Annotated in this window: 21 protein-coding genes; 4 read left to right on the top strand and 17 right to left on the bottom strand. The window is 64.2% G+C overall.

Going from position 1 to position 26,508, the window contains the following annotated elements:
* Positions 1-110: 110 nt before the first annotated feature.
* The 3 genes from VGH98_07790 to VGH98_07780 all read right to left on the bottom strand — a co-directional run bounded on the left by VGH98_07790 (position 111) and on the right by VGH98_07780 (position 4,988).
* Positions 111-2,822, bottom strand: coding sequence for an ABC transporter permease (locus VGH98_07790; protein HEY2375863.1), 2,712 nt, complete (start codon positions 2,820-2,822; stop codon positions 111-113).
* Between the two features lie 5 nt (positions 2,823-2,827).
* Positions 2,828-3,166, bottom strand: coding sequence for a PadR family transcriptional regulator (locus VGH98_07785; protein HEY2375862.1), 339 nt, complete (start codon positions 3,164-3,166; stop codon positions 2,828-2,830).
* Between the two features lie 103 nt (positions 3,167-3,269).
* Positions 3,270-4,988, bottom strand: coding sequence for a L,D-transpeptidase family protein (locus VGH98_07780; protein ID HEY2375861.1), 1,719 nt, complete (start codon positions 4,986-4,988; stop codon positions 3,270-3,272).
* On the opposite strand from VGH98_07780, the gene VGH98_07775 reads away from it, so the two are divergent.
* Complete coding sequence (locus VGH98_07775) at positions 4,940-6,610, top strand: ATP-binding protein (GenBank protein ID HEY2375860.1); 1,671 nt, start codon at positions 4,940-4,942, stop codon at positions 6,608-6,610. The genes VGH98_07780 and VGH98_07775 overlap by 49 nt on opposite strands.
* Here the strand turns inward: VGH98_07775 and VGH98_07770 are convergent.
* On the bottom strand, positions 6,581-8,551 hold the full coding sequence (locus VGH98_07770; protein ID HEY2375859.1) for an APC family permease: 1,971 nt from the start codon (positions 8,549-8,551) through the stop codon (positions 6,581-6,583). The genes VGH98_07775 and VGH98_07770 overlap by 30 nt on opposite strands.
* A 132-nt stretch (positions 8,552-8,683) precedes the next feature.
* Positions 8,684-9,640, bottom strand: a complete 957-nt coding sequence (locus VGH98_07765) for a hypothetical protein (GenBank protein HEY2375858.1) — start codon at positions 9,638-9,640, stop codon at positions 8,684-8,686.
* Between the two features lie 182 nt (positions 9,641-9,822).
* Between VGH98_07765 and VGH98_07760 the strand changes: the two genes are divergently transcribed.
* The gene (locus VGH98_07760; protein HEY2375857.1) at positions 9,823-10,524 is read left to right on the top strand and encodes a response regulator transcription factor; all 702 of its coding nucleotides are present in this window, start codon (positions 9,823-9,825) and stop codon (positions 10,522-10,524) included.
* A gap of 16 nt (positions 10,525-10,540) precedes the next feature.
* Here VGH98_07760 and VGH98_07755 read toward each other — a convergent pair whose 3' ends face one another.
* The gene (locus VGH98_07755; protein ID HEY2375856.1) at positions 10,541-12,265 is read right to left on the bottom strand and encodes a hypothetical protein; all 1,725 of its coding nucleotides are present in this window, start codon (positions 12,263-12,265) and stop codon (positions 10,541-10,543) included.
* A 119-nt stretch (positions 12,266-12,384) separates the two neighbouring features.
* On the opposite strand from VGH98_07755, the gene VGH98_07750 reads away from it, so the two are divergent.
* On the top strand, positions 12,385-13,434 hold the full coding sequence (locus tag VGH98_07750; protein HEY2375855.1) for a hypothetical protein: 1,050 nt from the start codon (positions 12,385-12,387) through the stop codon (positions 13,432-13,434).
* A 49-nt stretch (positions 13,435-13,483) separates the two neighbouring features.
* Here the strand turns inward: VGH98_07750 and VGH98_07745 are convergent, their stop codons facing one another.
* The 7 genes from VGH98_07745 to VGH98_07715 form a co-directional block, all read right to left on the bottom strand.
* Positions 13,484-14,368 (bottom strand): phosphatase PAP2 family protein, encoded by an 885-nt coding sequence (locus VGH98_07745; protein ID HEY2375854.1) that lies wholly within the window; start codon positions 14,366-14,368, stop codon positions 13,484-13,486.
* A gap of 129 nt (positions 14,369-14,497) precedes the next feature.
* Entirely contained in the window at positions 14,498-15,229 is a 732-nt protein-coding gene (locus VGH98_07740) for a phosphatase PAP2 family protein (protein HEY2375853.1), read from the bottom strand.
* Between the two features lie 202 nt (positions 15,230-15,431).
* Complete coding sequence (locus VGH98_07735) at positions 15,432-16,292, bottom strand: phosphatase PAP2 family protein (protein HEY2375852.1); 861 nt, start codon at positions 16,290-16,292, stop codon at positions 15,432-15,434.
* Positions 16,289-17,008 (bottom strand): hypothetical protein, encoded by a 720-nt coding sequence (locus tag VGH98_07730; protein HEY2375851.1) that lies wholly within the window; start codon positions 17,006-17,008, stop codon positions 16,289-16,291. Before VGH98_07730 ends, VGH98_07735 begins: the two co-directional genes overlap by 4 nt.
* Positions 17,009-17,120: 112 nt before the next feature.
* Positions 17,121-20,267 (bottom strand): efflux RND transporter permease subunit, encoded by a 3,147-nt coding sequence (locus VGH98_07725; protein HEY2375850.1) that lies wholly within the window; start codon positions 20,265-20,267, stop codon positions 17,121-17,123.
* Positions 20,264-21,367 carry an efflux RND transporter periplasmic adaptor subunit gene (locus tag VGH98_07720; GenBank protein HEY2375849.1) on the bottom strand — a complete coding sequence of 368 codons (1,104 nt, stop codon included), beginning with the start codon at positions 21,365-21,367 and terminating at the stop codon, positions 20,264-20,266. Before VGH98_07720 ends, VGH98_07725 begins: the two co-directional genes overlap by 4 nt.
* Positions 21,367-22,539 carry a TolC family protein gene (locus VGH98_07715; protein ID HEY2375848.1) on the bottom strand — a complete coding sequence of 391 codons (1,173 nt, stop codon included), beginning with the start codon at positions 22,537-22,539 and terminating at the stop codon, positions 21,367-21,369. The genes VGH98_07720 and VGH98_07715 overlap by 1 nt, the downstream gene beginning before the upstream one ends.
* Positions 22,540-22,705: 166 nt before the next feature.
* On the opposite strand from VGH98_07715, the gene VGH98_07710 reads away from it, so the two are divergent.
* Positions 22,706-23,404 carry a phosphatase PAP2 family protein gene (locus VGH98_07710; GenBank protein ID HEY2375847.1) on the top strand — a complete coding sequence of 233 codons (699 nt, stop codon included), beginning with the start codon at positions 22,706-22,708 and terminating at the stop codon, positions 23,402-23,404.
* Positions 23,405-23,412: 8 nt separating this feature from the next.
* Here VGH98_07710 and VGH98_07705 read toward each other — a convergent pair whose 3' ends face one another.
* From VGH98_07705 to VGH98_07690, 4 genes are all read right to left on the bottom strand, one after another.
* The gene (locus VGH98_07705; protein ID HEY2375846.1) at positions 23,413-24,705 is read right to left on the bottom strand and encodes an ATP-binding protein; all 1,293 of its coding nucleotides are present in this window, start codon (positions 24,703-24,705) and stop codon (positions 23,413-23,415) included.
* Positions 24,706-24,714: 9 nt separating this feature from the next.
* Entirely contained in the window at positions 24,715-25,383 is a 669-nt protein-coding gene (locus VGH98_07700; protein ID HEY2375845.1) for a response regulator transcription factor, read from the bottom strand.
* A gap of 254 nt (positions 25,384-25,637) precedes the next feature.
* A complete protein-coding gene (locus tag VGH98_07695) occupies positions 25,638-26,150 on the bottom strand; it encodes a MarR family transcriptional regulator (GenBank protein ID HEY2375844.1) in 513 nt (170 codons plus the stop codon).
* 159 nt (positions 26,151-26,309) lie between these two features.
* On the bottom strand, positions 26,310-26,508 hold a 199-nt coding region (locus tag VGH98_07690; GenBank protein ID HEY2375843.1), incomplete at its 5' end, for a hypothetical protein.

The raw sequence follows: 26,508 nt of genomic DNA, 5'->3' as shown, positions 1-26,508 counted from the left end.
TCCGTAGCCGGCGAGCTCTGCTCGCCGGCTTTCCTTTGAACCACCGACAACCAATCACCAACAACCGACTACCACCAACAACCGACTACCCACCAACCGCCAGCCACCAATCAGTCCCCTCGAATCGCCAGCGTTGGATCGAGGCGCGTCGCGCGGCGTGCGGGGATGTACGTCGCGAGCAACGCGACGCCCGCCAGCAGCAGCGGCGTGACGATGAAAGTGAGCGGATCGGTCGGTACGGTCTCGAAGAGTAACGAGCGGATGAGTCGTGTCGATGCGAACGCGCCGACGATCCCGAGCGCGGCGCCAAGGGCGGCGAGCCGGACGCCTTCGCCGAGTATGAGGCGAAGGATACGCCGATCGCTCGCGCCTAACGCCATGCGCACGCCCATCTCTCGCGTACGTTGCGCGATGCCATAGGCAATCACGCCGTACATGCCGATCGCCGCGAGAAGCAGCGCCACAACCGCGAACGCGCCGACGAGTGAGGTTGCCAGCCGACGCTGCCCCTCGGAGTCCGCTAGCGTGCTCTCGATTGTCACGAATCCGCCTTGCAGATAGTTGCCGCCGACGGGAATGGTCGGATCCACATTCAGAATCGCGCGTCGCAGCAATGGAATTTCTCGCGCCGGGTTCTGAACATGGGCGACGAGCGTGATCCACGGCCACACCTCGAGCGTCCAAGGAACGAAGACCTCGGGCGACGGTTTGTCGCCGACGGCCTGCTGCCTAACGTCTCGAATCACACCGATGACCACGCCGCTGATAGGCTGGCCGTAGTCCGACCGCAGTTGCGACGAGCGACGCAACGAGATGCCTTTACCGACCGGGTCCGCGCCAGGCCAGATCAACTTGGCGAGCGTCTCGTTGATGACGAATCCTGTCTTGTCACGAATGTCTGCGTCGGTGAACCAGCGTCCGCGAGCGACGTGCATGGCCATGGTGCGCAGATAGCTCTCGGATGCTGTTCGGTAGAGCACGTGCGGTTGTCGGGTTACGTCATCGGTGCGGCCTTCGACTTGGACCGGTGATGTCACCCAGCCGCCACCGATCGGCAGGTGGTTGACGAGCCCGACGTCCATCACGCCTGGCACCGCGGACATGCTCTCGAGGAGCCGGCGATAGAGCACGGATGCCGCGACGGGATCGTCGTATTTCCCCGCGGGCGGAGAGACACCGATGGCGACGCGGTTGTCGGGGTCGAAGCCGAGATCAACGGACTGCAGCTTGACGAAGCTGCGCACGAGAAGACCGGAACCGATGAGCAGCACGAGTGCGAGCGCGAATTGCGAGGCGACGAGCATTCCGCGAAGACGAGCGTCATTGCGGGTGCCGATCGAGCCGTGGACGCCGCTGCGCAGACGGGCCAGTGCCGCCGCACGCGTCGCACGCAAGGCCGGCGCGATACCGGCAAGGAGCGCAGCAAGAACGGTCATGCCCGCGGCAAACAGCAGGGCTCGCGGCTCGACGACAATTTCGTTGGCGCGAGGCAGTCGGTCGGTCGCGGTCAGGCGAACGATTCGAACGATCGCCACTGCCAGAGCAAAGCCGAAAACGCCGCCGATTCCGGCCAGCGTTAGGCTCTCGACGAGAAGCTGACGCACGAGACGTGAGCGGTCGGCGCCAAGAGCCGCGCGAACCCCCAGCTCGCGGTCGCGCGCCGATGCGCGGACCAGCAGCAGGTTGGCGACGTTGGCACAGGCGAGCAGGAGAACGAGCAGGACCGCGCCCGCCAACATCAGCAGCGTCGACTTGACGTTGCCGAGGACTTCGGCGCGAATAGGCTGCATGACGGTCGACGTCCAATGCGCTTGCTCGTCGGGATACGCCTGGGCGAGGCGTTGCTCGACCGTGCGCATGACCGTGGCGACGCGGGCCGAATCGGCTGAGAGCCGCAAGCGAGCGATCGTACGGCTGTCGGTATGCACACCCCGCTTGCTCAGTGACGAATTCGTGTCCTCGATGAGCGCGATGGGCTGCCAGAGTGCGGACGTCAGATTGGATTGAGGCGACCAGATTGGGTAGGCGAAGTCGCGCGGCATGACGCCCACGATCGTCGTCGGCGATCCGCTGTAGCGAATCGACTTGCCAATGATGGCTGGATCGCCTCCGAATCGACGCCGCCACTCGTCGTACGACAGGACCGCGACGCTGTTTGCTCCGCGCTGCTCCTCGTCGGGCAGGAACGTACGGCCGAGCAGCGGAGCAACGCCTAACAAGTGAAAGAACCCTGGGGATACGAAGCTCGACAGGAGGCGCTCGGGACCTTTGTCACCGACATAGATCGCCTCTGCCCCTTTCACGAAGGCCATCTCCTCGAAAGCGTCGCTCCACGAGCGGCTTTGCTGCTGCCAGTCCTTGAACGTGGGATAGGATGGAAGCCGATAGCCACCGTTGTCGCTCGTCTCCCAGACGTCGACGACGCGATCGGCATCGCGATAGGGGAGCCCTCGCACGAGAACTCCGTCGACGATGCTGAAGATCGCCGTCGCCGCGCCGATGCCTAACGCGAGCGTCAGCGTCGCCGCAATCGTGAAGCCTGGAGCGCGGCGAAAGGTGCGCGCGGCGTAGCGGATGTCCTGACCGAAGTCGTCGAGGACGCCGAGGCTCGTCTCGCGGCGCGTGTCCTCGCGATGGTACGTAACGTTGCCGAAATGGCGATGCGCTCTCTCGCGCGCGGCACTGGCCGAAAGGCCATTCGCCTGTTCCTGCTCGGCGTCCATCGCGAGGTGAAAGTGCATCTCGTCGGCGAGCTCGCGAGCGTAGGCGTCGCCCTTGACGAGAATAGTGAGCCGGTGGCGAAGCGCGTCGAAGAAGGACATCGTCGTTAGGCTCCAGCCATCACGCGCTGGATGGCGGTGAGGACGCGGTCGAAGCTCGTCTTCTCATGGCCGAGTTGCTTCCGTCCCGCGGCGGTGATGGTGTAGTAGCGCGCGCGGCGCTTGGTTGGCGTCTCGCCCCACTTCGAGGTCACCCATCCCTTGTGCTGAAGACGCTCGAGCGCCGGATACAGCGAGCCCTGTTCGACTTTGAGCACACTGTCCGAGAGCCGCCGGATGTGCTGCGCGATGGCGTAGCCATGCATCGGCTGCAACGTGAGCGTTTGCAGCACGAGCATGTCGAGGGTGCCGGGGAGGAGCTCGGACGTGGATGGAACGCGTGGCATCGGAGGCATATGTCGATAGACTACCGGTAACGTGTAGCCTATCGACATATGAAGCAATGTCCGCGTAACCAGCCGGGTGTCAGCGAGTTGTCAGAGCCTTTATCTACTCAGCGCGGGCCTGTCTGAGCGTCTGTACCGCGCGGGCGCTTGCCGAGTCCCCGGCAGCCGCCGAGGCAACGGACACCACCAACTTGTCGTCGCGACTATACAGATCGTTGCCGAAGTAGAGTCGATCGTTCTTCACATAGGTCGTGAAGTACACGATGTACACCGGGATTTTCGAAGGCAGGTTCACGGTGCGGTTGTCGGGCCCCTGCTCCATCTGCTGATGTATACGCTCCATCGGCCACCCGAGCACGAAATGGGCAAGCGAGTCGGGATGCTGAAGCCGGATACAGCCGTGACTGAACGCGCGCACGTCCTTGTTGAAGAGCTCGCCCTGCGGCGTGTCGTGTAAGTAAATGTTAAAATCGTTCGGGAACATGAACTTGATCAGCCCGAGCGAATTCTTGTCGCCCGGCTTCTGACGCACACGCTTTCGGCGATCGATGGTGACGATCTCGTAGTTGTTGCGATCGAGATACGTTGGATCGGCGGCGGCCTTCGGGTAGATCTCCTTCGCCGCGATGCTGTCGGGGACGATCCAGTACGGTCGGAATACCACGAACTCCATGGAGTCGCTGAACACCGGCGTCGCTTTGCCCTGATAATCCTGGCCGACGATCACTTTCATTTGCAGCGCCGGCTTGCCCTGATCGAACGCCTGAAGTTCGAAAGCCGGGACGTTCACGAGGATGTATCGATCGCCCAGCGTGCGCGGCAGCCAGCGATAGCGCTCGAGATTCGCGGCGATCTGGCCCAGACGGAAGCTCACCGGCTGGTTGAGCGCATCGATCGTCTCGGGGCCGAGCATGCTGTCGACGCCAATGTCGTGATGCGCCTGGAAGTCGGCGACGGCCCCGGCGAGGCTTCGGTCGTACTTCATTCGTTCCGAACGAGTGGACGTCGAATCCGCTGCCACCGTCGAATCCGCCGGCAGATATCCTTCTGCGCGCAGTCGCTCGGCGAGCGCCGTTAGGCGCGCGCGTGAGTCCGTCTCGCCTGGTTTGAGTTGCGGCCCCTTGGGGATCGTCGGCCAGTCGCCCTTCGCCGCGAGCTCGCGGTAGTGCATGAGCTGAACGCGCAGCGAGTCGTACTCGGGGTTCTGCGGGCGAATGAGCTGAATCGAGCGATCGAGCGGCCCTTCGCGGAGCGTGCGGACGAGCGCGCTGTCGATGTGCTCTTCGCGAGGATTGATGTACCAGCTTTGCGAGACGGTGCGCGGATCGATCTGCCCAGTGAGCAAATCCTCACCGAGCGCGGCAAACGTGCTCGTCATCAGCACATCGGCGTCCGCGAGCTGTTCGGCAGTCGGCGTCTTGTTCGCGCGCATCGTGTCGACAGCGTGCGCAAGGCTCCCGATAGGATAGCTGTCGACGCGAATCGCGTCGCTGTCTGCCGAGGCGAGCGCGTTGGCGAGCTCGCTCACTCGGTCGCTCGAGAGTCCTTCCTTGTCCAGCCAGAGCGGCGCGCCAGCGTACGCCGCGTACAGCGAGCGGACGTGGCGCCACGTGTCGGCGGGTACGCCCTTGGGCGTCGCGCCAGTGAGACGTTCCTGAATCGCGCTCTTTACCGCATCGACAGGGACACCATCGATTTCATCAGGTTTCGGGGGCGTCCATTCGCTCACTTCTCCCCCGGCTTCGGCGCGACGCGAGGCCTTGCACGCGCCGAATGTGGTCAAAGCGAGCGCAAGCATCGCGTAACGTCTATATCGCTGCATACTTTTCATTCGAGTGTGTGATCGTTGCAGTCGTTCCTACTCAGAAAGGCGAAATGCGGGCCAGTAGAGTTCGGCCTGCCGTACTGGCGGCCGCAGCTTTGGCGATCTGCACCTTGGGTATGGTTGCCGTGCGTCCCATGCTCAAGGAAGTACACGTCGCGCTCATTCTCCTCCTCGTCGTGCTCGGAGCGAGCGCGGCGGGCGGTCGAATGCTTGGACTCGCTACGGCCGCAGTGTCGTTCGTCATTTTCGACGTGCTTTTCCTTCCGCCGTACAATACCCTCGTCGTTGCCAATCCACTCGATTGGATTGTGCTCTTCGCATTCCTCGTGACGAGCGTCGTCGCAGCACAACTGTTGTATCGCGCTCAAGAGGAAGCTCGGATGGCGCGCGAGCGAGCCGAAGAGATCGATCGATTGGCGACACTCGGCGCCGAGACGCTGAGCGCTGCGCATGCGACCGACGCACTGCAGGCGATTGCTGGAGTCATCCGGTCGAGCATCGATGTCGACGCGTGTGAGATTCTCATGCGTGCATCGAGCGGCGTCGGCGTTGCCGCGGGATCGCGCCGCGACCCGCGGGCGGTCACGGGGTCAACGGATCGTTTGGCGGAGTGGGTGAACGAGAGCGGGGTCGCCGTCATCGAGCGGCGCGACGGAACGACGCATCTCGCCACGGCTCGACCAGCGACAAGCGAGCTGGCATTGCTCGAAGACGGCACCGCACTGGCGCTGCTCCTTCCGCTGCGAGCTCGCGATCGCACCGTGGGCGTGCTGCGCGTGGCCAAGAGCAGCGGGATCCGCCTCGATCCCGAACGGTGGCGGTTTCTCGACGCCATTTCGTACTATGCGGCGCTAGGCGTCGAGCGGGTTCGTCTCGCGGCCGAAGCAGAGCACGCCGAAGCACTGCGCGAAGCGGATCGACTGAAGGATGCGTTGCTCGCGTCGGTCTCGCACGACCTCCGCACTCCGCTGACGACGATCAAAGCGATGGCGCACGATCTCGGCGCGCTCGGGGACGAGCGGAGCGAGATCATCGAACAGGAGGCGGACCGGTTGAACCGGTTCGTCGCGGACCTGCTCGATCTGTCGCGTCTCAACGCCGGCGCGCTGCCGGTACACCTCGAGCTCAACGCCGTCGACGACCTGCTCGGCGCGCTGGTACAACGCGTGGAAGGCTCGTTAGGTGCGAAGCGGCTGGTGGTGACGCTTCCGCCGGGCGACGCACTGCTCTTTGGCCGCTTCGATTTCGTCCAGGCGTTGCGGGCGCTGGCCAACCTGGTCGAGAACGCGAAGAAGTACGATCGCACGAGCGCCGCGATCGAGGTGACGGCAGAGCGCCTGAATGGCGAGATCGCGATTCACGTGTCGGATCGCGGACCGGGCGTTCCGGCGGAGGGCGTGCCTCGCTTGTTCGAGCCTTTCCAGCGGCCTAACGGGTCGCAGCCGGACGCTGGAGGTGCGGGCCTCGGGTTATCGATCGCGCGTCGCGTGGCGGAGGCGCAAAAGGGCCGCCTCGTTTACGCGCCTCGCGATGGCGGTGGGAGTGTGTTCTCGCTGTTCCTGCCGGCGATTGATGAAGCGGATGGCGGCCTATTCGTTGATCGCGCGTCGCGGACCTGAGTTGCGAAACGGGATCCGCGGCACCGGGGTCGCGTCCTCGAGGTCGTCGTCGTACTCCAGCAGGTCGCGCAAACGGTACGAGTGACCAAGAAGATACGGAACGCTCGTGACGACGACGTTGGCCTTGAAGAGGAATGCCGTACGGATGTAGAGTGCGGTCTTGTTGTGGAGAAAGTGTTCCCACCACCGACGCGGCACGACTTCAGGGACGACGACCGTCACCAGCTCACCCGGCGTCACCATTCGTAGATTCTCAACGTACTCGACGAGCGGTCGAAGCACGGAGCGGTATGGTGACGGGAGCACAACGAGCGGGACGCCGATGTCCCACTCTTCCCAAGCCTTCTCCAGTGCTGCTGTCTCGCGTTTGTCGACTTCGACGTACAGCGCGAGCACCTCGTCGGAGATCGTCGTCGCGTACACGAGCGCACCGGCCACCGCCTTCGTGATGCCATGAACCGGTACGATGACGGTGTGATGGAGCGGCGTGATCGGGCTCAGGCCGTCGAATTTGATTTCGCGCGAGAACTCCTCGTAATGCCGGTGAATCTTCCGCAGGATGACGATGATCACGGGGATGATCAGCGCGACAATCCAACCACCGCTCGTGAACTTGGTCACGATCTGGATGAGGGACACCACCGCTGTTGCCAGCGCGCCGACACCGTTCAGCGACGCGCGCCACCGCCAGCCCGGCTCCTTCGTGCGCACCCAGTGAATCACCATCCCGGCCTGCGACAGGGTGAAGCAGATGAAGACGCCGATCGCATAGAGCGGAACGAGCGCGTTGGTGTCGCCATGGAAAACAGCGACGAGCACCATCGCGATAACCGCCAGTGTGATGATGCCATTCGAGAAGGCGAGCCGGTCGCCGCGGGCAGAGAACTGGCGCGGCATGAAGCGATCGTTCGCGAGGATGCCGGCGAGGCGCGGAAAATCGGCGAACGCGGTGTTGGCCGCGAGCACGAGGACGGCGAACGTCGCGTACTGGAAGAAGTAGTACAACGCGTTCGTGCCGAAAATATGATGGCCGAGCTGCGATAGCACCGTCTGCTCGGTGGTTGGCATCACGCCATAGTGTTGTGCAAGTGCGCTCGTGCCGAGGAAGAACGCCGCGAGGATGGTGACCATCCACACCAGCGTGATCGACGCGTTCTTCGGCGCCGGCTTCTTGAAGGCGGAGATGCCATTGGATATCGCCTCCGTACCCGTCATCGCCGCGCACCCTTCGGCGAAGCCTCGCAACATCAGATAAAAGAATGCGAAACCGGTGGTCGAGTGCAGCAGTGATCTCGCCGACGTCGGATCGACCTTGATCGGCCCGCCGATCGGCGCCAGCTCGTGCCCCGAGTACCCGCGATAGATACCGATGCCGATGAGCGCGAGCATAACCAGAATGAACGCATACGTCGGTAGGCTGAACGCGATACCGGATTCGCGCACGCCCCGAAGGTTGACCATCGTCAAGATCACGATCGACACGACGCACAGGAGCACGGTGTGCTTGAAGAGCACCGGGTACGCGGACGTGATCGCCGCGACGCCTGACGAGATCGAGACCGCGACGGTGAGGATGTAATCCGTCAACAGCGCTGACGCGGCGACGAGCCCCGTTCGAACCCCGAGGTTGTCCTTCGCCACCGTGTACGATCCGCCACCGCCGGGGTACGCGAAGATCGTCTGCCGATACGAGAGGGCAACGAGCACCAGCAGCCCAACGATGACTGCCGAAATGGGAACGACGTAGTTGATCGCGGCAACGCCGACCGCGCCGCCGACGACGAACAAAATCTGATCGGTGGCGTAGGCGACCGACGAGATCGCGTCCGAGGACAGGACGGCGAGCGCGGTCTTCTTACTCAGCCGTTCGTGCTCGAGTCGCTCGCTCGGCAACGGCCTGCCGACGAGCAAATTCTTGACGCGTTTGATTGCGGTGGGCATCCGACGGGTGCGGCGTGAGCGCGGAGGGTACGTATGAACGACGCGCATCCGCCGCACCCCGGACAGTACGGCCGTCAGTTTTTCATGAATTTTTTATGCGGCTACCCATGGATCGATCTGCCGGGTACTCGTCTACGCGTGCGTCCCCTCGGGTACATGCGTGAATTGCGCTCGCAGCGCCGGCCGTTCACGCCACACCCAATAGCCCATTGCCGCGACCGACAACAGGTTGCTGGTGACTACTGCCCACAGGCCAACCGCACCCACCACCCAGAGTGCCAGGCTGCCGACGATGCCGACGAACAGCACGTCGAGCATGATCACCGCCAGTAGCGCGATGAGCCAGAACGCGGGGAATCGTTCGAGTTGGCGCGCGCCCCACTCGATCCCGATACCGACCGCGAAAAACGCGAGGAGGTGTATCAAGGTGTACGCGCCGACGATTCCAACCGTGACGTGCACTTCGTCGGGCGATTGAGCCCCGAGCATGATCGCCGAGCCTAACGCCGCAGGCGTAAAGAGTGGGCGTCCCGACACCGCATCGATGACGAGGAACCAAAGCGCTATGACTGCGGCGCCAATCGTGCCGGTGAGCAGACCCTTTGCGACCATCGGATAATTCTTGAGCATCGCTGGGCCGAAGGGCATCGAATCCTTCGTCGCCCGATGCAGAAACAGCATCATCGCAATCCCACCGACGAGGCTTGCGGCGAGCACCTGCACCGGCGGCAGGAGCGTGAGCACGGGCACACCGAGCAACAGCAACCCACCATAGTGGGTCGCGCTCAAGGCTCCCACTCCAAAGAGTGCGCCGGTGAGAACGCGTGGCGCTTCCCCGGTCACGCGCATGAGCCAAGCAGCCCCAATCCCGAGGACCGCGAACACGCCGAGGTGCAGGAGCGTGTACACCGCGACGACGCGGACCGTTGCGAGCGTCGGCTCGTGGCCGAGCACCGCCGCGGCGAGCACTCGAGGAGTGTGAAATGCCTGACCCGACGCGAGGTCGAGCACGAAAAACCAAGCGGCGACCACTGCGCCCGCGAGTAGGCCGCCTACAGCACCTTCGACAACTGTCGTGGAACGCCGCATTGGCCACGCTCCTATTCCGAGTTGTCGTCAGAACCCCTCATGAGAACTGCGGTCTGCCGGTGCAACTGTCAAGCATGGGTAGAGTGGCGTGGTGCGCGTTAACGTTCTTCCACACCGCCGACCAGCGTACCGTGCCCTCGTCAGAGTCCCCGCCGCTACCTCAATCCGCAACGCCGTTGACGGTGCTGGTCATCGATGACGAGCCACAGATTCGTCGCATCGTGCGCTCGGCGTTGCAGGGGCCGTCGACTCGAGTCATCGAGGCGAAGGAAGGCTCGAGCGGTCTGGACGCCGCGGCGGCGGAACGGCCACAGCTCATCATTCTCGATCTCGGCCTCCCGGACATGTCGGGCGAAGCGGTGTGCCGCGGCCTCCGCGAATGGACACGCGCGCCGATCCTCGTGCTTTCGGCGCGACACTCGGACACGGAAAAGGTCGCGCTCCTCGATGCCGGCGCGGACGATTACGTGACGAAGCCATTCAGCACGACGGAGCTGCAAGCGCGGGTTCGCGCTCTGCTCCGTCGCGCCGCGCGCAGCGAGACGGCAGACGCCGACACGCGCATCGAGTCTGGTGATCTCCTGATCGACCTCGTCGCGCGCTCGGTGACGGTACGAGGCAAGTACGTGCACCTCACGAGAACGGAGTGGGAGGTGCTTCGGGCGCTCGCGACGCAGGCCGGCCGGACGCTGACGCACCAGCAGCTGTTTAACCAGGTGTGGAGCGGGCGGACGTACGGGGACGCGCAACAATATTTGCGCGTCCAGGTCGCGCATCTGCGCCGAAAGATCGAGGAGGATGTCGTTAGGCCGCGGTACATCGTGACGGAACCCGGTGTCGGCTATCGATTCAACATCGTCGAGACGTCACGGACGCCACACTGAAGCAATTCGTTAGGCGTCATGGACGGAAGACGTTGGGACCCACGAGCTGTTCGCGCGCGCCGCGGATGTCGCCAGGCTCGGTAAACACAGTGCGCGTGAAGTCGGTATAGATCAAACGCACTTCCCACCCTGCGTGCCCGACGCCGGTGCGCAGCGCCGTGCCGAAGTCGATGCGCAGCGTCCGTTGCGAACCCTTCGGCGCCGCGGCAAACAGACTCACGCCCGCACTCGGCAAGAGCGGTGTGTTCATGCCGAAAGGTGCGTCGCCCGCCCACAACCGTGACGCGTTGATGAACGCCCCGAATGCCACGTCACCGCGGGGCGTTACGCCGGGAACGATGTGTCGGGCCAACAGCCCAGCAGAAACGCGACGTCCTCCAAATAAGGCAGCGTGATAACCGAGCAATCGTTGACTTTCGGTGTTGAGACCGAGCTGAAATGGCGTTTGCAGGCGCCAGCCCCCAGCGAACTCGGTCCAGGCGCGCACGAGATTCAGCTTCGTCGGCTTCAGATAGACCCCGAGGAGGCCACTCGTGACGACACCATCCCACGCTGACAGACCGATCTGATGTCGTCCCTCGGAGATGAGGTGGAGCTCGGCGTAGGTTTTCTGCGAACCGACGCCGGCGAGAATATCTCCGAGCGTGAAGACGTCGCTCGCGCCACTCAGGCTATGCGTTCCCCGGCCGAGTTGGCCGAAGAGCTGTGCGCCCGTCGGAACGTCCTCGGTGCCCGCGAGTGAATTGAACCCCTCGATGGCGATGAAGTTGAGGTTGCGCCAGGCGAGAATACCGGCATAGCGCGCGCGCGATACCCTTGGATAGCGACTATCGAGCGTGGTGTCCGACTCGAGGCCGTGATCGGTCACGGCGAGACCGCCGACGACCTCGCGCCTAACAAGTGTGACGACGCCGCCGACGAGAATCGGCGTTTTCAGATTGCCGAGCTTGACGATGCCGCCGATATCGGCGCCGACGCTCCGGAATTCCAGCGCGAGATCGTCGAGATCCTCGCCCCGGCTCAATTCGACGAGCTGTGGGTTCGTACGCGCGACGCCGACTTCCCAGGCGAGCCGCTGCAAATTGGTGAGGTATCCGTGGAACGCGTCGATCAGCCACGACGACGCATGTTGTCCCCAATCCGCCTCCACATCGAGCTGATATGGTTTTCGTAGAAACTGGTAATCGCTCATGCGAAATCCGGCGGAGTGTCCCGCGACTTGCTGATTGGCGCCGTGCACCGCGAGGAGCCATGCATCGCCGAACATGTTGTCGTTTCCGATCTCGAGGTACGAAACACGACCGCGTCCAACGGATGCAGACGCGAGCGCAGAGATTTCGTCGGTTGTGTTGACCTCGATGCTGACGCCGCCCGAATCGTCGCGCACCGCTCTGACTCTGACGTCGGTGAGATACGGCTGCGCACGTAGCAGGCGGGCCGATTCGCGCACGCGGAAGTCGGAGCATTCCTGGCCGGTCGCGAGCGCGAGGAAGCGCCGGATGATGACCGTGTCCGTGGTGGCGTGGTGCAAACCGACCTTCCGCGCGACGCGACGCCAGTAGGCGATCTCGCCCTTGAAAGGTGGTCGCTGCGCGTCCACGCGAATTTCATGGACAATCTTGCCGTCGCAGCTCGCCGTGGCCACGCTGTCCTGCGCGTGAGCGACGCTTGCCGTGACGACGAGAAGCAGGCCAGTGCCGGCGAGGCGAAGTGTGGAATCCCACGCGGAGGCCAAAGTCATCGGCCTCCGCCTATGCAAAAATCAACCCGAGCAGGGTGAGGCGTTCTCGGTGTGACTCGGCCGTGGCGGGTGCTATTGTTTCAGAGTGTGCGACAAGCGATAACGAGGCCCGGCAAACGATGAGTGGATGCGGAACGACTACGCATGTCTTGTTCGGCTCTGGCCGGGCTTCCGGGCTCGGGGTGCTCTTCGCGGTCAGCGCGGGACTCGCGAGCTGCAGCTCGTTTTCGCGCGTACCCGAGCAGACCTACCTCGGCGCGTCATACAATTGGGCCTTTCGGAACAATTACCCTCATTCTGACCGGCTCTTCAACGCATTCGATTATGGGCACGCCATCCTCTACGAGCGCCTCCTGAGCGACGAGGGGCGTCCGGAAGTCGCTGCACGCGAGATCGATGGCCGCGAGTTCAGGTTCATCACCACGCAGCTACTCGTGCATCCGCCCGAGCTTCCCCTCGAGGAGCACGCGATTGGCCCGCGCTACACGACGCTCGTTCCCGAGCTCGCGGCGGTGTTCGATTGGGCGCACGTGTTGCACCGGCAGATCTACGATGTGCTGGCCGACGAGAAGCTGGATAGCGCGGCGCGCGACGCGCGAGTTGGTCAGCTCGTGCGGTACTATGAGAGCCGGTCGGACATCGCGTTGAGCATCCGACCAAAGAGCATGATGCTCATGGAAGGCGCGCCGTACTCGCTCGTTTTTCGTCGTCAGGATCCCAAGTTCAACGGCCTGCTCTGGTCGTACCACTGGTATCAGATGGTGTTGTACGACGCATTGCTCGCGACGAACGACGTCGCCGGCCGACACCGCAACGTCGACGCCGCCACCGCGCGTTTCTGGACACTCATCAGCGACGCGCCGTCGCACATGCCGACGACGATGCCGCTCGCCGCGGCCGTCGCGCCTCGATTCGCCGCTCGCTACCCGGACGCCGCGATCATCTTCGACAACCTGCATTCGCTGCACGACGTCGTCGCCGACATTCTCGCGTCGCCGGTCGTCGCCGATCGCGACAAGCGAGCCGCCATTCTTCATGCCTTGGCGGCCTTCCGCGATTCGACGACCGAGGTGGTCTCGCGCGAAGAGTGGCGCTCCATGGCGCTCGATATGGGCGTCGAGAAAATGGGCGGCGCAGCACCTACGCCATCGAGCGGAGTCCGACAGTAACTCGACGACCGACGGCCTGGCAAGAATCCGCCGCTTGTTCAGCAAACTATCAACGCATGCCGAGCGGGATCGATCCGGCGAGCACCATGCCGCGGCCAGCGGGTGCAATCGTCAGGCCGACGAGATGCCGGTCGAGCCAGTTCGATGGATGGCGCTGCTCCCACAACACGACCCCCTTTCCACTCAAGACGCCAATGGCCGCGCCGAGCGGTAGGTCACTCGCCCAGTGCACGTTCGAATAGAGGCGCGATAAGGCAACAAGCGTTGCCGAGGAGTACGCGATCGGACCGACAACGCGTGCCTTCGTCGAGTCCCAACTCGACACCTCGTCGGTCAGAACCGCTGCCGCCGCAAAGCTGGCCGCGGTATGTCCCGAGGGAAAAGACACGAACGGTCCATTGTCATCGTGGAATCCGCGACCAAAAGAGAAGTGTCCTGGCTTCCCCGAAGTGGCATTCGGGAGCTCACGACCGGAGAGGCCTTTGACGAGTCCATTGAGCGCCGCGGCAACGACGACACCTTCCGTCAGATGCACTCCAAGTGCAGCGAGCCTCGGAGAGCTCATACCCAGGCCCACGAAGTACATCGCGCCGCCCGCGATAAAGGGCCCGGGCCCTCCGGAGAATCCGAGCGCGTTCGCGGTTCGACGCAGACCTCGGTCGTCCTGAAGATCCTCGGCTTGCAAGTTCCGCTGAATCGGTCGATCCAGCGGAGCGAGTAGTCCGGTCGCCACGACGGCGACGCCACCGAAGATCATCTCGCGGCGCGAGATGTACTGACGCGAGGACGAGGCGGTTCTGCTCGTGTCGGTCGCGAGCGCCGACGAGCTCGTATCTTGACCGCTCGCATCGGCCGGCAAGAGGAAGGGCGACGCGGCGGCGAGCAGTGCCATCCACGCGAGGGCTGTGCGAAGTCTTCTCGTCTTATCTGACATTCGTCGGCCGGCCGCTGTTCGGGATCAAACTCACCATGACTTGTCGGATACCGCGTGTGTTACAGCGGAGACAGTACCGAGTCCCTCTCGCCGCGACAAAGAAGTCGCTAAGAGTCTTTCTGCCGGTGGCTACGTCGCGAATCGATAACGGCCCGCAACGATGCGCCGCGTCGCTCCACAGACAGCGAGCCACGCGACGCCCGCGACGAATCCTCCGAGTACGTCGCTCGGATAGTGGACGCCCAGATACAGCCTGCTGAATGCCACGGCGACGATGATCGTCATCGCCGACATGAATACGACGATGCGAGCCCTGTGCGTCGCGGTCGCACGCGCGGTGATGAAATAGGCCAGGAGCAGATAGCACACGGTAGCCCCCATCGTGTGCCCGCTCGGAAAACTGTACGAGTGTCCGTTCAGGAAAGCCGCGCCGTACTGGGGCCGCGACCGGTGCACGGTGTACTTGAGCACATACTCAACAACCTTGCCGCCGAGATTGGCGCCGATCCAGCTCCAGAGGAGGACGGAATTCCTCTTGCGCCAGAAATAGATCGCGACGAGAACCGTCACGACGTCGACGACCGTCGATCCGAGTTGCGTCACCGCGTCGAAAATCGCCAGCCCGGTCGCCGTCGCGTGCGCATGGAGCCACGACTCCACACGCATGTCGACGCGCACCAGCAAATCGTTGTCGAGGATCGCGTCGAGCAATCCGCCGAGTGCCCATATGGCAAGCGCCGAGAGGACGAGACTCGCCGTCAGTCCCAGGCCGAGGTGGGATCTCGGATCGAACCGGGCAGCGAGGAATCTCCTCGCGCGTTCCACCGGCGACAGCTCGCCGCTACTTGAATCGTCCGCCACAACGCTCAGTCTCGTTACGGCTTCTTCTTTGCTAACGCCTTGGTCTCTTGCGCCTGCGCGGTCGCGGCCGGGCCGACGGTCAACATTGCCGCGAACAACGTCGCGTACGTGACAAACTTCATGATCCAGCCCGCGCTAGAAGTTCAGTATTCTCTTCCCGCTTCTGAACGTAGGCAGCGTACCTGACGGCACGATGACAGCCCTAGGGCAGCGTTCCCGACCAGGCCAGCGCCCAACCGCCATTTCCGTCGGGCAACGCCGAGACATGCAGCATGACCTTGTCGAGACGCGTTGGGTGCGCGTGAGAGTACTGCACGATTTTCTGACCACTGAAGGTCCCGATCGCGGCGCCCAGCACGACGTCCGAGGCCCAGTGCTTGTTGTGATACATGCGCGAGAGTCCGACCATCGTCGCGCCACCATACATGAGCGGCCCGATCACCCACGTCGACTTCGGCCACCACGTGCCGGTCTCGGCCGTCACGGCTGCCGCCGCAGCAAACGCCGACGTCGCGTGGCCTGACGGGAACGATTGCCGGTTGCCGTCCCGGAACCCTTTAGCAAACTTGAAATCGTTGGGCAGGGTATCGCCCGCGAAGAAGGGGCGTGCTCGGCCAGCGAGGCCCTTGAGCGCATACGTCACGGCGTCGGCGACGAACACCGCTTCGGTCCCGTGCCAGCCGAGGTCTGCGACGCGCTCGAAGTGCCCGATGCGGCCCACGGCGTAGAGTGAACCGCCGATGACGTACGCACCGGGACTCGCGATCCACTCGACCCCCGTCGATGCGTTCTTGAAGAACTTGTTTGCCTGCGCCCCGGGGTTGGTGAGGTGCTTCGCGAGGCGCTGGTCGAACGGAAACATCGCGAACGTCCCGACGACGAAGGCGCCGCCAATCAGGTAGTCCTTGGTGGTGAACAACGCCGCCGGCGTCTTCGCGCTGTCGGCCTTCGCCTTCGGCGGAAGCGCCGGCTGCGAGCGTGCCACGGGAGCAAGCGCCGTCACTCCGGTCGCCGCGTACGTTAGAACACTTATAATCGGGTGCAGGCGAATCGATCGAATCATTGCTCCACGACGAGAAGAGTGAATGAGCCAGGAATCACCGGCGGCCGCCGCCGCGGACTCGCCGCGGTCGACTCCGTCGGTGCCGGCCCGAATTGCGCGCTCACGAGAAACAGACGATGCGATCGTGGATCGAGCGCCATCGTGCGCGCGCCGGGCATCGTCGTCACTGTCTGCACAACGCGAAAACGATCCGGCGAGTCTTCGTGCACGACAGTAAGCGTGCCATCGCCGTTCGAGGCGAATGCATTCTCGGTGCCGAGATCGAAGGCAGTGGCGTCCACTCCCGCGCCGATCGGCAATGTCGTGATCAATTTTCCTTTATCCATGTCCGAGATCGCGAGATGTTTACTGCGGCATCCGCTGAACAGGAGATGATGGGCTCGGTCGATCGCGAGGCCTGTCGGTGACTGACAGGGCGCGAGGGACCAGCGGCGCGCCACCTTCTGGGTCGCCGCGTCGATCTCGACGACTTCGGCCTTGTCCTCGATGTTCGCGTATACTTTCCCGTCACCAGCCGACACGCCGTACTCCGGCTTTCCACCGAGCGTGATTGTGCCGACGCGTTGCCCGCTCGCCGGATCGATGACGCTCGACGAGTTGGCGTCTCCGTTGAAGGTGTAGACGCGTTTGGATATCGGATCGTAGGCGATCGCATCCGCGTCGTCGGCCGCCGTCGTGCGACCCAGCACCTTGAGCGTTTTCAAATCGAACGTCACCACGCTGCTATCGCGAGCGCCACATGGTAGCCCGTGCCTTGAGCCGCGACCGCACTCGCGAACATCGCGCCACCTAACGCTACGATCGCGGCGACGATCGATGTCGTGTTCGTCATCCGATCGCCTCTTGATTGAGTGTATACTCACTGCCGCGAATCGCGACGAGCAGCGTTGGCACCAGATAGAGCGTGATCGGCGTCGACAGCGCCAATCCCCCGATGACGGCGAGCGCAAGCGGCTTCTGAAGCTCGCTCCCCGCGCCGAGTCCCAGGGCCAACGGCAGAAGGCCGAATAGCGTGCACAACGTCGTCATGAGAATCGGGCGCAGACGGATCCGCGCCGCCTCGCGAATCGCCGGCTCCAGTGCGAGTCCATCCGTCTTCATGCGATGCCGCGTGAAGTCGAGCAGGATGATGCCGTTCTTGACGATCAGCCCAACGAGCAGGATCAGTCCCATGAAGCTCGACACGTTGAGCGGCGTGCCCGTGACGAGAAGCAAAACCATCGCGCCGACGAACGATAATGGCGCTGCGAGCAGGACCACGAGCGGCTCGACAAAGGACTGGAACTGAATCACCATCACCGAGATCACGCTCGCGGCGGCCAGCGCGAGCACGAGCAACAGTGCGTGAAACGCTTCCTGCTGGCTGGCGTACTGGCCGCCGATCTCGATGCGGATGCCCGCCGGCGCGGGATTCTTCGTGAGAATCGAACGGACGTCGGCCATCACGGCGCCTAACGATCGATCGCCGAGATCCGAGTGAATCTGGATCATCTGCTGCTGGTTCTGTCGCAAGAGCTCGCCCCGCGTGTCCTGCGCTTGGAAGCCGGCGAGCGACGACAGCGGCACGGCCGCCTTCGTCGTCGACGCGACGATCGGGAGCGCACCGAGCTGCTGCGGACTGAAGCGCACCGAATCCGGAGCGCGCACCCGAACCGCTATCGAACGGTCCTCGAGACGCACTTCGCCCGCCGGCACGCCCATCAACGCGCCGCTCACCGCGTTCTGCACCTGATCCGGCGTGAATCCGACGCGATTCGCCTCCGGCTCGTTGACCGTCATGGCCATTTCGGCGCTCGGTTCCGCGACGCCGTTGTAGAGATCCTCGATGCCATCGACCTTCTCGATCTGCGGTGCGAGTTTCTGCGCGTAGGCTTCGAGCGCGTTGAGATCCGGGCCGAAGAGCCGGATTTCCACAGGCCGTGCTGCCCCCGCGAGATCGTTGATGACATCCGACAAGATCTGCACGAACTCGATGTGAAGACGCGGCACCGCGGCGCTGATCTTGTCGCGAACGTCGTCGATCACCTGGAAGATCGAACGCGTTCGTTGGCTCGGTGGGGCGAGTCGCGCGACCACGTCGCCGGTGTTCTGCTGCGTCGCGAACAATCCGAGCTCCGCGCCCGTTCGGCGCGACGTGCCGGTGATCTCCGGCGTGCGCGCAAGAATGCCTTCCGCGATGTGCAGCTCGCGATCGGTTTCGGCGAGGGCCGTGCCGCCGGGCGTGAAGTAATCCATCACGAATGCGCCTTCGTCCATCTCCGGCAGGAAGCCGGTGCCGACGAAATGATGCGCGACGACTCCGGCGAGGACGAGACCGACCGCGATGAGGACCATCCACCGCGCGTGATTCAGCAGCGTGCTGAGAGATCGTTCATAACGATGCGAAACGGCGTCGACACCCTGGCCGATCCGCCACAGGATACCGCCCTCGCGACGAATCTCCTCTGGCGTGGTCGCATCCTCGGTGTCCCTCGGCGTGAGATACTGCGCGCTCAGTAACGGAATGATCGTGAGGGCGAGGAGCAGCGAGACCAGAACGGCGATCGTGAGCGTGATCGAGAGCGCATGGAAGAACTGACCCTCGACGCCCGTGAGCAGCCCTAACGGCAGAAAGACGACGACGGTCGTGATCGTCGATGTCGTCACCGGCCAGATGAGCTCCTGCACGGCATCGCGGATCGCCGCGTCGTGATCATGGTTGAGGTGCGTGTGCCTGACGATGTTCTCGGTGATGACGACGGCGTCGTCGATCACAAGCCCGATCGCGATCGCCATCGCGCCGAGTGTCATCAGGTTGAACGTCTGACCCAACCGCGCCATCACGAAGACCGTGATCGCCATCGTCAGCGGAATCGAAGACGCGCTGATCGCGGTGATTCGATAGTGGCGGAGGAAGAGTAGCAGGATGATGACCGCGAGCGCCGCGCCGATGAGCATCGCGTCGCGCACCGACTTCACCGCGTCGCGCACCAGAGCAGCCTGGTCATAGACCGCTTTGAGTCGGACGCCGGGCGGCAGTTGGCCTTTGAGAGCCGCGGCAATCGCCGCGACGCTGTCCGCAATGCTGATGGTATTGCCGCCGATCTGTCGCGTGATGTTGAGCAGCGCGGCCGGGCGTCCATCGCCGGAGATGATGCGAACGTGATCCTCGGTGCCGTCCATCACCGTCGCGACATCGCGAACGCGTAGTCCATGGCCGATAACGATGTTTGCGATATCGTCTCTCGAATGCGCTTCCTGAGCGCTGACGATCAGATACTGTTTGTAGTTCGCCGGCATGCGACCAACCGCGGCGACGCTCGTCGACTGCTTGATCGCGTTGGCGAGATCGTCGTAGGTCATACCCTGCCCGGCGAGTCGCGCCGGATCGGCGACGACCTCGATCTCGCGCACGTCGCTTCCCTGAACGTCGACGCGCCCGACGCCCGGCACGCGAGAGATCAGCGGACGGATCTGGTACCGTGCGATGTCGTAGAGCGTCGCGGCGTCGCCACCCTCGAGATTGTATGAGAGGATTGGAAACAGCGACGGCGTGAGACGTTCCACCTCGATGTCGAGCTCGGGGGGAAAGTCGGCGCGTATCTGATTCACGCGCGCCTGCACTTGTTGCAGCGCGTAAATCATGTCGGTTGTCGGCGAGAAGGTCACATTGATCTCGCTCCCGCCTCGGATCGACCGCGATTGTACGCGCGTGACGCCGGGGACGATGCTCACGGCCTCTTCGATCGGACGCGTGACGGTGAACAGCACCTGACGCGCGCCAAGTGACGTGCCTTGCGAGACAACCGTTATGCGCGAGAACACGAGCTCCGGATAGATCGCCGACGGCAATTGCAGCGCGGCCCAGATTCCCCCAACGGTCAACAGCACTACGGCGAGATAGACGAAGCGACGCTGTTCGTTGAGGACGCCAAACAGGCCGCGCCCCTCGCGTCGCGGCTCGGTCACATCGATTGGCTCGGCCAACACACTCACGGCTTCTTCTCCGAATCTGACGCAGCGGGCGTCGCGGCCTGCTTCGCGGGTACGACCTTCGCACTATCCGACACGCCATAGGCGCCATACGTGACGACTCTCTCGTCACCCGTTAGGCCCTGAGTGATCTCGGCGACTTTGTCGGTTCGTCCGCCAATGCTCACTTTGCGCTCGTGCGCCATGCCCGCTGCATCGACAACGAAGACCTTGAAGTCCTCGCCGTCCGGGACGAGCGCCTCGAGGGGTACGACGATCGCGTTCGGGTGGACGGTGACGGCGATCTGGCCAAAGACCGTCTCGCTGATGCGGAGCGGGCGGCGCGTCGTGGGCGCCTGCACGCGCACGTTGACGCTCCGGCTCGATGTGTCCACCGTTCCGCCGATGTCGATGACGCTGCCGACGCCGAGGGCATCTCCGGTGGCGTTCTGCCCGGCGGTGAGCGTCACCTTCGCGCCGCGCCGCAATCGCGCGGCGTCATTCGGTGTCACGTTGAGCAGGATGTCGAGCGCGGCGGGGTCGGCGACCTCGACGAGCGGCTGCGCGACGTCGGCTGTCGAGCCGAGGACCGCTGTCATTCGCGTCACGACACCGCCTAACGGCGCACGAACTACCGAGAGCTGCTCCGCGCGGCGCGCGTTCCCGGCGTCGGCACGCGCCTTCGCTGCCTCCGCGGCCGCCTGATCCGCGTCCTTGCGTGGCACTATGCCTTCAGTCGCGAGGCGTTGCTGGCGCTCGTTCGCCTTCTCGGCGGCGGCGAGCGTCGCCTCGGCAGCTTCCGTAGCAGCGCGAAAGGGAGTTTGATCGAGCTCGACGAGCGGCTCACCCTGCGTGACGTGTTGGCCGGCCGTGACATAGACCTGCGAGATGCGCGCGGCCTGTGGCGCGGCCAGCGCCGCGACGTGGCCAGGCCGCGGCACGACCGTACCGATCGCGCCTAGCGTCTCGGTGAAGGGACCCTTCGTCACTTGAGCGGTCTGTACGCCGACGATCGCGGGCGTACCCTTCTCCGCGTCGCCCGCCGCTTGGCCGTCGTGACAACCCGCGACCGTCACGAAGAGCACGGACCAGAACAGGACGCCGCATCGAATCCATGTCGTCATTACCGTGCGCTCGCCGGAGTGAGAACGTAAACCCGCAGGGACGCCGCGGCGATCAACGCCGCCGCGAGGTCGTCGATGTATTGTCCGAGAATGTCGCGCGCATTGCGCTGCGCCTCGAGCACGTTAGGCAGCGACGACTGACCCTCGCGGTACGACGTCAGCGACATCGAAGCGACGCGATTGGCGCTCGCGAGCAGAATGCGGTCGCGGTTGACTTTCGCGAGCGCGATGTCCCGCTCGCGACGCGCCCGCGCAATCCGCGCCGAGCCTTCCACACGTGCCAGTGCGAGAGCCGCCTGAGCGCGCTGCAGTTCGGCTTGCGCTTGCGTGATTGGCCCGCGTGCTCGGGAAAAGAGCGGCACCGGCAGTGAAACGCCGACGTTCGGCAGTGCGCCCGGATTCGTCGGGTCGCCCCAATCGAATCCCGCAATGACGCTGGCGGACGACCATACGCTGCGATGCTGAAGTCGTGCGTTGAGCTGCGCCGACTTGAGCGTTTGCTCTGCGGCCACGACGGTGAGTGTCGACGCAATCGGCACGTTGGCGTCGCCGTCGCCAACGGCGGGAATGCCTAACGAATCCGTGGGGGTGACCTCAGCGTCCGTTGCAACGAGCCCCATCAGCGTCTGGAGGTCGAGCAGGACCGAGACATACTCCATCGAATCGGCCGCCGCGAGGTTCGCCTGTTGACCGGCATTGACCGTCGCCAGCTCGACGTCGAGCTCACTGGCGTCGCCGGCATCGCGGCGCACCGCCGCCATGCGACGGAGACTATCCGCGTCCTGAGCGTTGTGCCGGGAGAGTCGGGCGTGCTCACGCGCAGCCAGCGCGCGCGTGTACGTCGTGTCCGCGTCGAGGGCCGCCGATGCTCGCGTGAACGTGTACTGATATTGCGCCGCGGCCAGTGCGGCGTTTGCCGAACCGACGCGCGGAGCGCGAAGCCATGGAAAATCGAGAGGAAACTCGAGCGTCGCGTGGCGCGTCGGCAGGTCTTTGGTATAGCTCGCAGCGAGCGTCGGATTGGGAAGCGCACTCGCCGAGATCAGCGCCGCCAGCGCGACAGCCGTATCGGCCTGCGCGAGGGCAAGCCGAGGACCGACGGTGACGGCCGCGTCGATCGCCTGCGCGCGCGATACCGGTCGCTGCGCAACCGCATCCCCGGCGGCCGACACTATGGCGATAACGAAACAAGTACTCGCTGACGCGAATCGAGCGCCCATACCCTTGTTTGTAGTGCTCAGTAAACGCTATCCGTCGAACCTGACAGGACGATGACAGTGTGTGTTCATTGAGTGCGACACGGCGGTCCCGCTAGCATATTGGGGAGAGCAGGAGGCGATGATGACCCACTGGCTCTATCGTCTAACCGTTACGCTCGCGTTCTGCGCTGCTGCCATACCCACGCGCGCGCAGTCAACGACCGAGCCGTCCTTACGCACCGTACGTGCCTCCACCGATCACGAGCGCGCGGTTTGGGCGGCTTCGACTGTGCTCGCCGCGGCGTCGTTCGCCTTCGATGAACGGTTGCGCACGATCGCGCTCGCCAATCATTCGCCGCAGCTCGATCGCGTCGCCGCTGGTGCCGACATCCTCGGAACCGCCGGTCATATCGTACCGGCGCTGGTGATGACCTACGTCGGCTCGCGCCTGTTAGGTCAGCAGTCCTTCGCGGCGGCAACCTTGCGCGTCGGTTTGAGCTACGCGGCGGCGGACGCGATCGAATCGGTGCTCAAACCGATGCTTGGAGAAGCAAGACCCATCGCGGGCCACGATCCACTGACCTTTCGTCCCTTCAGCGCTAGCGGGACGTACCAGTCATTCCCCTCCGCGCACGTCGTCCACATCTCGAGCCTCGCGTCTGCGGTCGCGCTCGAGGCGAACCGGCCGTGGGTCACTGTGCTTGCCGTCGCAGCGATCACGTACGTCGGCGCTCAGCGCGTTTATCGCGATCAGCATTGGTCGAGCGATGTCGTGGTGAGCGGAATGCTCGGCGTGGAGGTTGCGCGGGAAGTGGATTCCTGGCTGCGAACGAGATAGGGCGACGATCAGGCTGCGGCGACCGGCGCAAAGCGAACCGACACCCGAGTTCCCTGCCCGGGTTCCGAGGCAAGAGCGATTTCCGCGTGGTGGACGTCAGCGATCCATTTCGCGATCGATAGGCCTAGGCCGGCCCCGTCCACTGAGCCGTTTCCGCGGCTGCGTGCCGGATCTCCCCGATAAAAGCGCTCGAAGACGTGAGGCAACTGCTCCGCGGCGATTCCGATGCCGGTGTCTTCGACCACGAGCAGCGGGCGCTCGTTCGGCGCTCCGACACGGACACGCACGCTGCCACCGCGCGCGGTGAACTTCACTGCGTTGTCGAGCAGGATCATCACGAGCTGGCGAAGCAAGGTTGGGTCGCCGTCAACGGGCGCTTCGCCGAATTCGTCCAGCTCGAGCGCGACGCCCTTGGCCTGCGCGACCACGCGCGCCGCGCCCGCGGCGTCCAGCGTCAGATCGTCGAGGTAGACGCGCTCGTGTGCGATCGGGCGCTCGCCGGCATCGGCGCGGGCGAGGATGAGCAAATCCTCAACGATGGTGCCGAGTCGCTTCGCCTCGAGCTCGATGCCGCGAAGGGCGTCTTCGTACTCGCCGGCGTGGCGCGGTTGCTGGAGGGCGACTTCGGCACGGCTGCGCAACACGGTGAGTGGCGTTCGCAGCTCGTGCGCGGCGTCGGCCATGAATCGCCGCATGTGGTCGATGGTGAGCTCGACGGGCGCGGTCGATTTGCGCACGAGGAACCAGCCGCCGGCGACGACGAGGAGCAACGCCGCCGCCGCCGCTGCTCCAAAAGTCGCGATGAGCGATGCATAACGGTCTTCGAGCTCCACCTTGTCGGCGACGGCGACGGCGACCATCGGCGTGCCGCCCGCCAGCGTGAACCGTTCCGCTCTCAACCGCAGTGTGTGATCGCGGCGCGGGTCCTGGTCGCGTTTCACGGTCCCGATACGGGCCGCGTCTCGAGCGGCGAGCTGGATCCAGCTGCCGGCAGCCAGGGGGCTCACGGGCTGTCCGCTCACGTCGAGCAAGTACAAGCTTCGCTCGGGGATGTGGAGCTCCTCGACCGCGTCGACGACCTGCCCTCGTGCGGTCTTCGATTCCATCTCACGAATCCGGGCCGCGCGCTCCAGCTCCACCGTCGCGTCGTGCAACGAATCATCGAGCTGCTCAGCAAACTGGCGCCCGATGACGACGAAGATCCCTCCGCCAAGGAAGACGAGAATTGCCCCGAACGTGGCGAGATACCAGGCGGTGAGCCCGAGACGAAGTCGAGCCAGTGGTTGAAGCGAGCGCGCCATGACAGGAGTCTAGTCGGCGAAGCGGTAGCCGGCACCGCGCAGGGTGTGAATGAGCTTTGGCTCGAAATCATCGTCGATCTTCCGGCGCAGTCGCCTAACGAGCACTTCGAGGACGTTCGTGAACGGATCGTGGTTGTCGTCCCAGACGTGGGCCGTGATCGCTGCGCGATCGACGACGTCGCCCCGGTGGAGGACGAAGAATTCGAGGAGCGCGAACTCCTTGGCCGTGAGCTCGATCGCGATTCCGGCGCGGCGCACCTGTCGCGACGCGAGATCGACCTCGAGATCGGCGACGGTGACGACCCGCGGGACGAGTGCCTGCCGCCGGCGCGCGAGCGCGCGTACGCGTGCAACGAGCTCGCGAAACGCGAAGGGCTTCGTCACATAATCGTCGGCACCCACTTCGAGTCCAACGACGCGATCGTCGATCGCATCGCGCGCGGTGAGCATCAGGATCGGCGTCGAGATCCCTCGACCGCGAAGATCGCGACAGAGATCGATTCCCGAGCCGCCCGGCAGCATCACGTCGAGCACGATCACGTCGAAGCGGTTGCGCGTCGCTTCGACGCGTCCCGCGGGCATCGTCGACGCGAGAGAGACCTGAATGCCCTGTTCTCGCAGTCCCGACTCGAGAATCGACGCGAGCTCCGGGTCATCCTCCACCAGCAGAAGGCGCATGCCCGACAATCTATCGGGCGAATTGCTCCGCTCGCTCTGGATCCCTGCCGCGCGCATGCCGCTTGCACCCTGCCAAGGGCATGGGCGCAATCCGATCAACGGCATGGGGCGTCGTCATCATTCTCGCGTTGGTCTTCATCGCGATGGTGGGCTACGGCAGCTGCTACACCCGACCGTGAGCGCTGCTCGTTGGGCCCGGATGGACGATCCCGGTCAGCCTACCGGCACCGGTGCGCGACCGGTGTGTAACGCCGTTAGGCGATCTCTTCTTCCATGAGCATCGGCGTCGCGGCGTTCAGATCCAGCCCGGCGAGGTTTAGCCATTGGCGCATGATGCCCGCGAAATCGAGTCGCTGCTCGATAGAGAGTCGGCGCAACGCCGCGACCAACGACATCTGCACCGTCGGCGGCGCTTTACCCAGGAGCCCGCGTCCAGAGTCGGTGAGCTCGATTCGCACGCGCCGCTTGTCGCGATTCGCCGTGGTGCGCGTGGCAAGACCACGGTCCACCAGTCGCCGCACGACCACCGAGACCGAGCTCTGATGCGTCGCCGTTGCCACGGCGAGCTCATTGAGCGACTCGGCCGGATGTTCGGCCAGAATCTGCAGCACCCATAGCTGGGCGAGGCTGATTCCAAGTTGCTTCTCGATTGCGCGCGTGTTGATGCGCAGTGCGCGCACGACGGCCCGGATGCCGTCCATGACGTCAGCGATGGCCCGCTGATCCGCAGCGGGTGCCGGTGGCAGAGTCAGAACTCTCGTCGTCATTGTGTCGCCGCCCCGTTAGGGGAGAGAAATGGTCGCGAGGCCTCGAGAAGAGACGGCCGCCTGCGGCCGTAATGCCTCACGAACGAAACAACCCCGCGGATTGTAATCCGCGGGGCTGTTCGAAAGCTCTAGGCCCTAAGGCCTAGACCCTTGGTCCTATTACGGGACGTAGCAAGCGGGTTCACCGTCGCCAGCCGTGGTGATGATCGGGCTCGTCGTGTTCACGCCGATACCGCAGGTCGAACCAGAAAGCTGACTGTGCGTAACCGTCGCCGACCAGTAGCCCGGCCCGGGGGTCACGCCTGGGACGCCGACACCAGACGAGTTCTTGAACCCGTTACGCGCAACGAGCGTCGTC

It is taken from the genome of Gemmatimonadaceae bacterium (assembly GCA_036496605.1).
Classification (GTDB): Bacteria; Gemmatimonadota; Gemmatimonadetes; order Gemmatimonadales; family Gemmatimonadaceae; genus AG2.
Note: the sequence above shows the minus strand (reverse complement) of the source record. Positions and strands in the feature narration are given on the sequence as shown.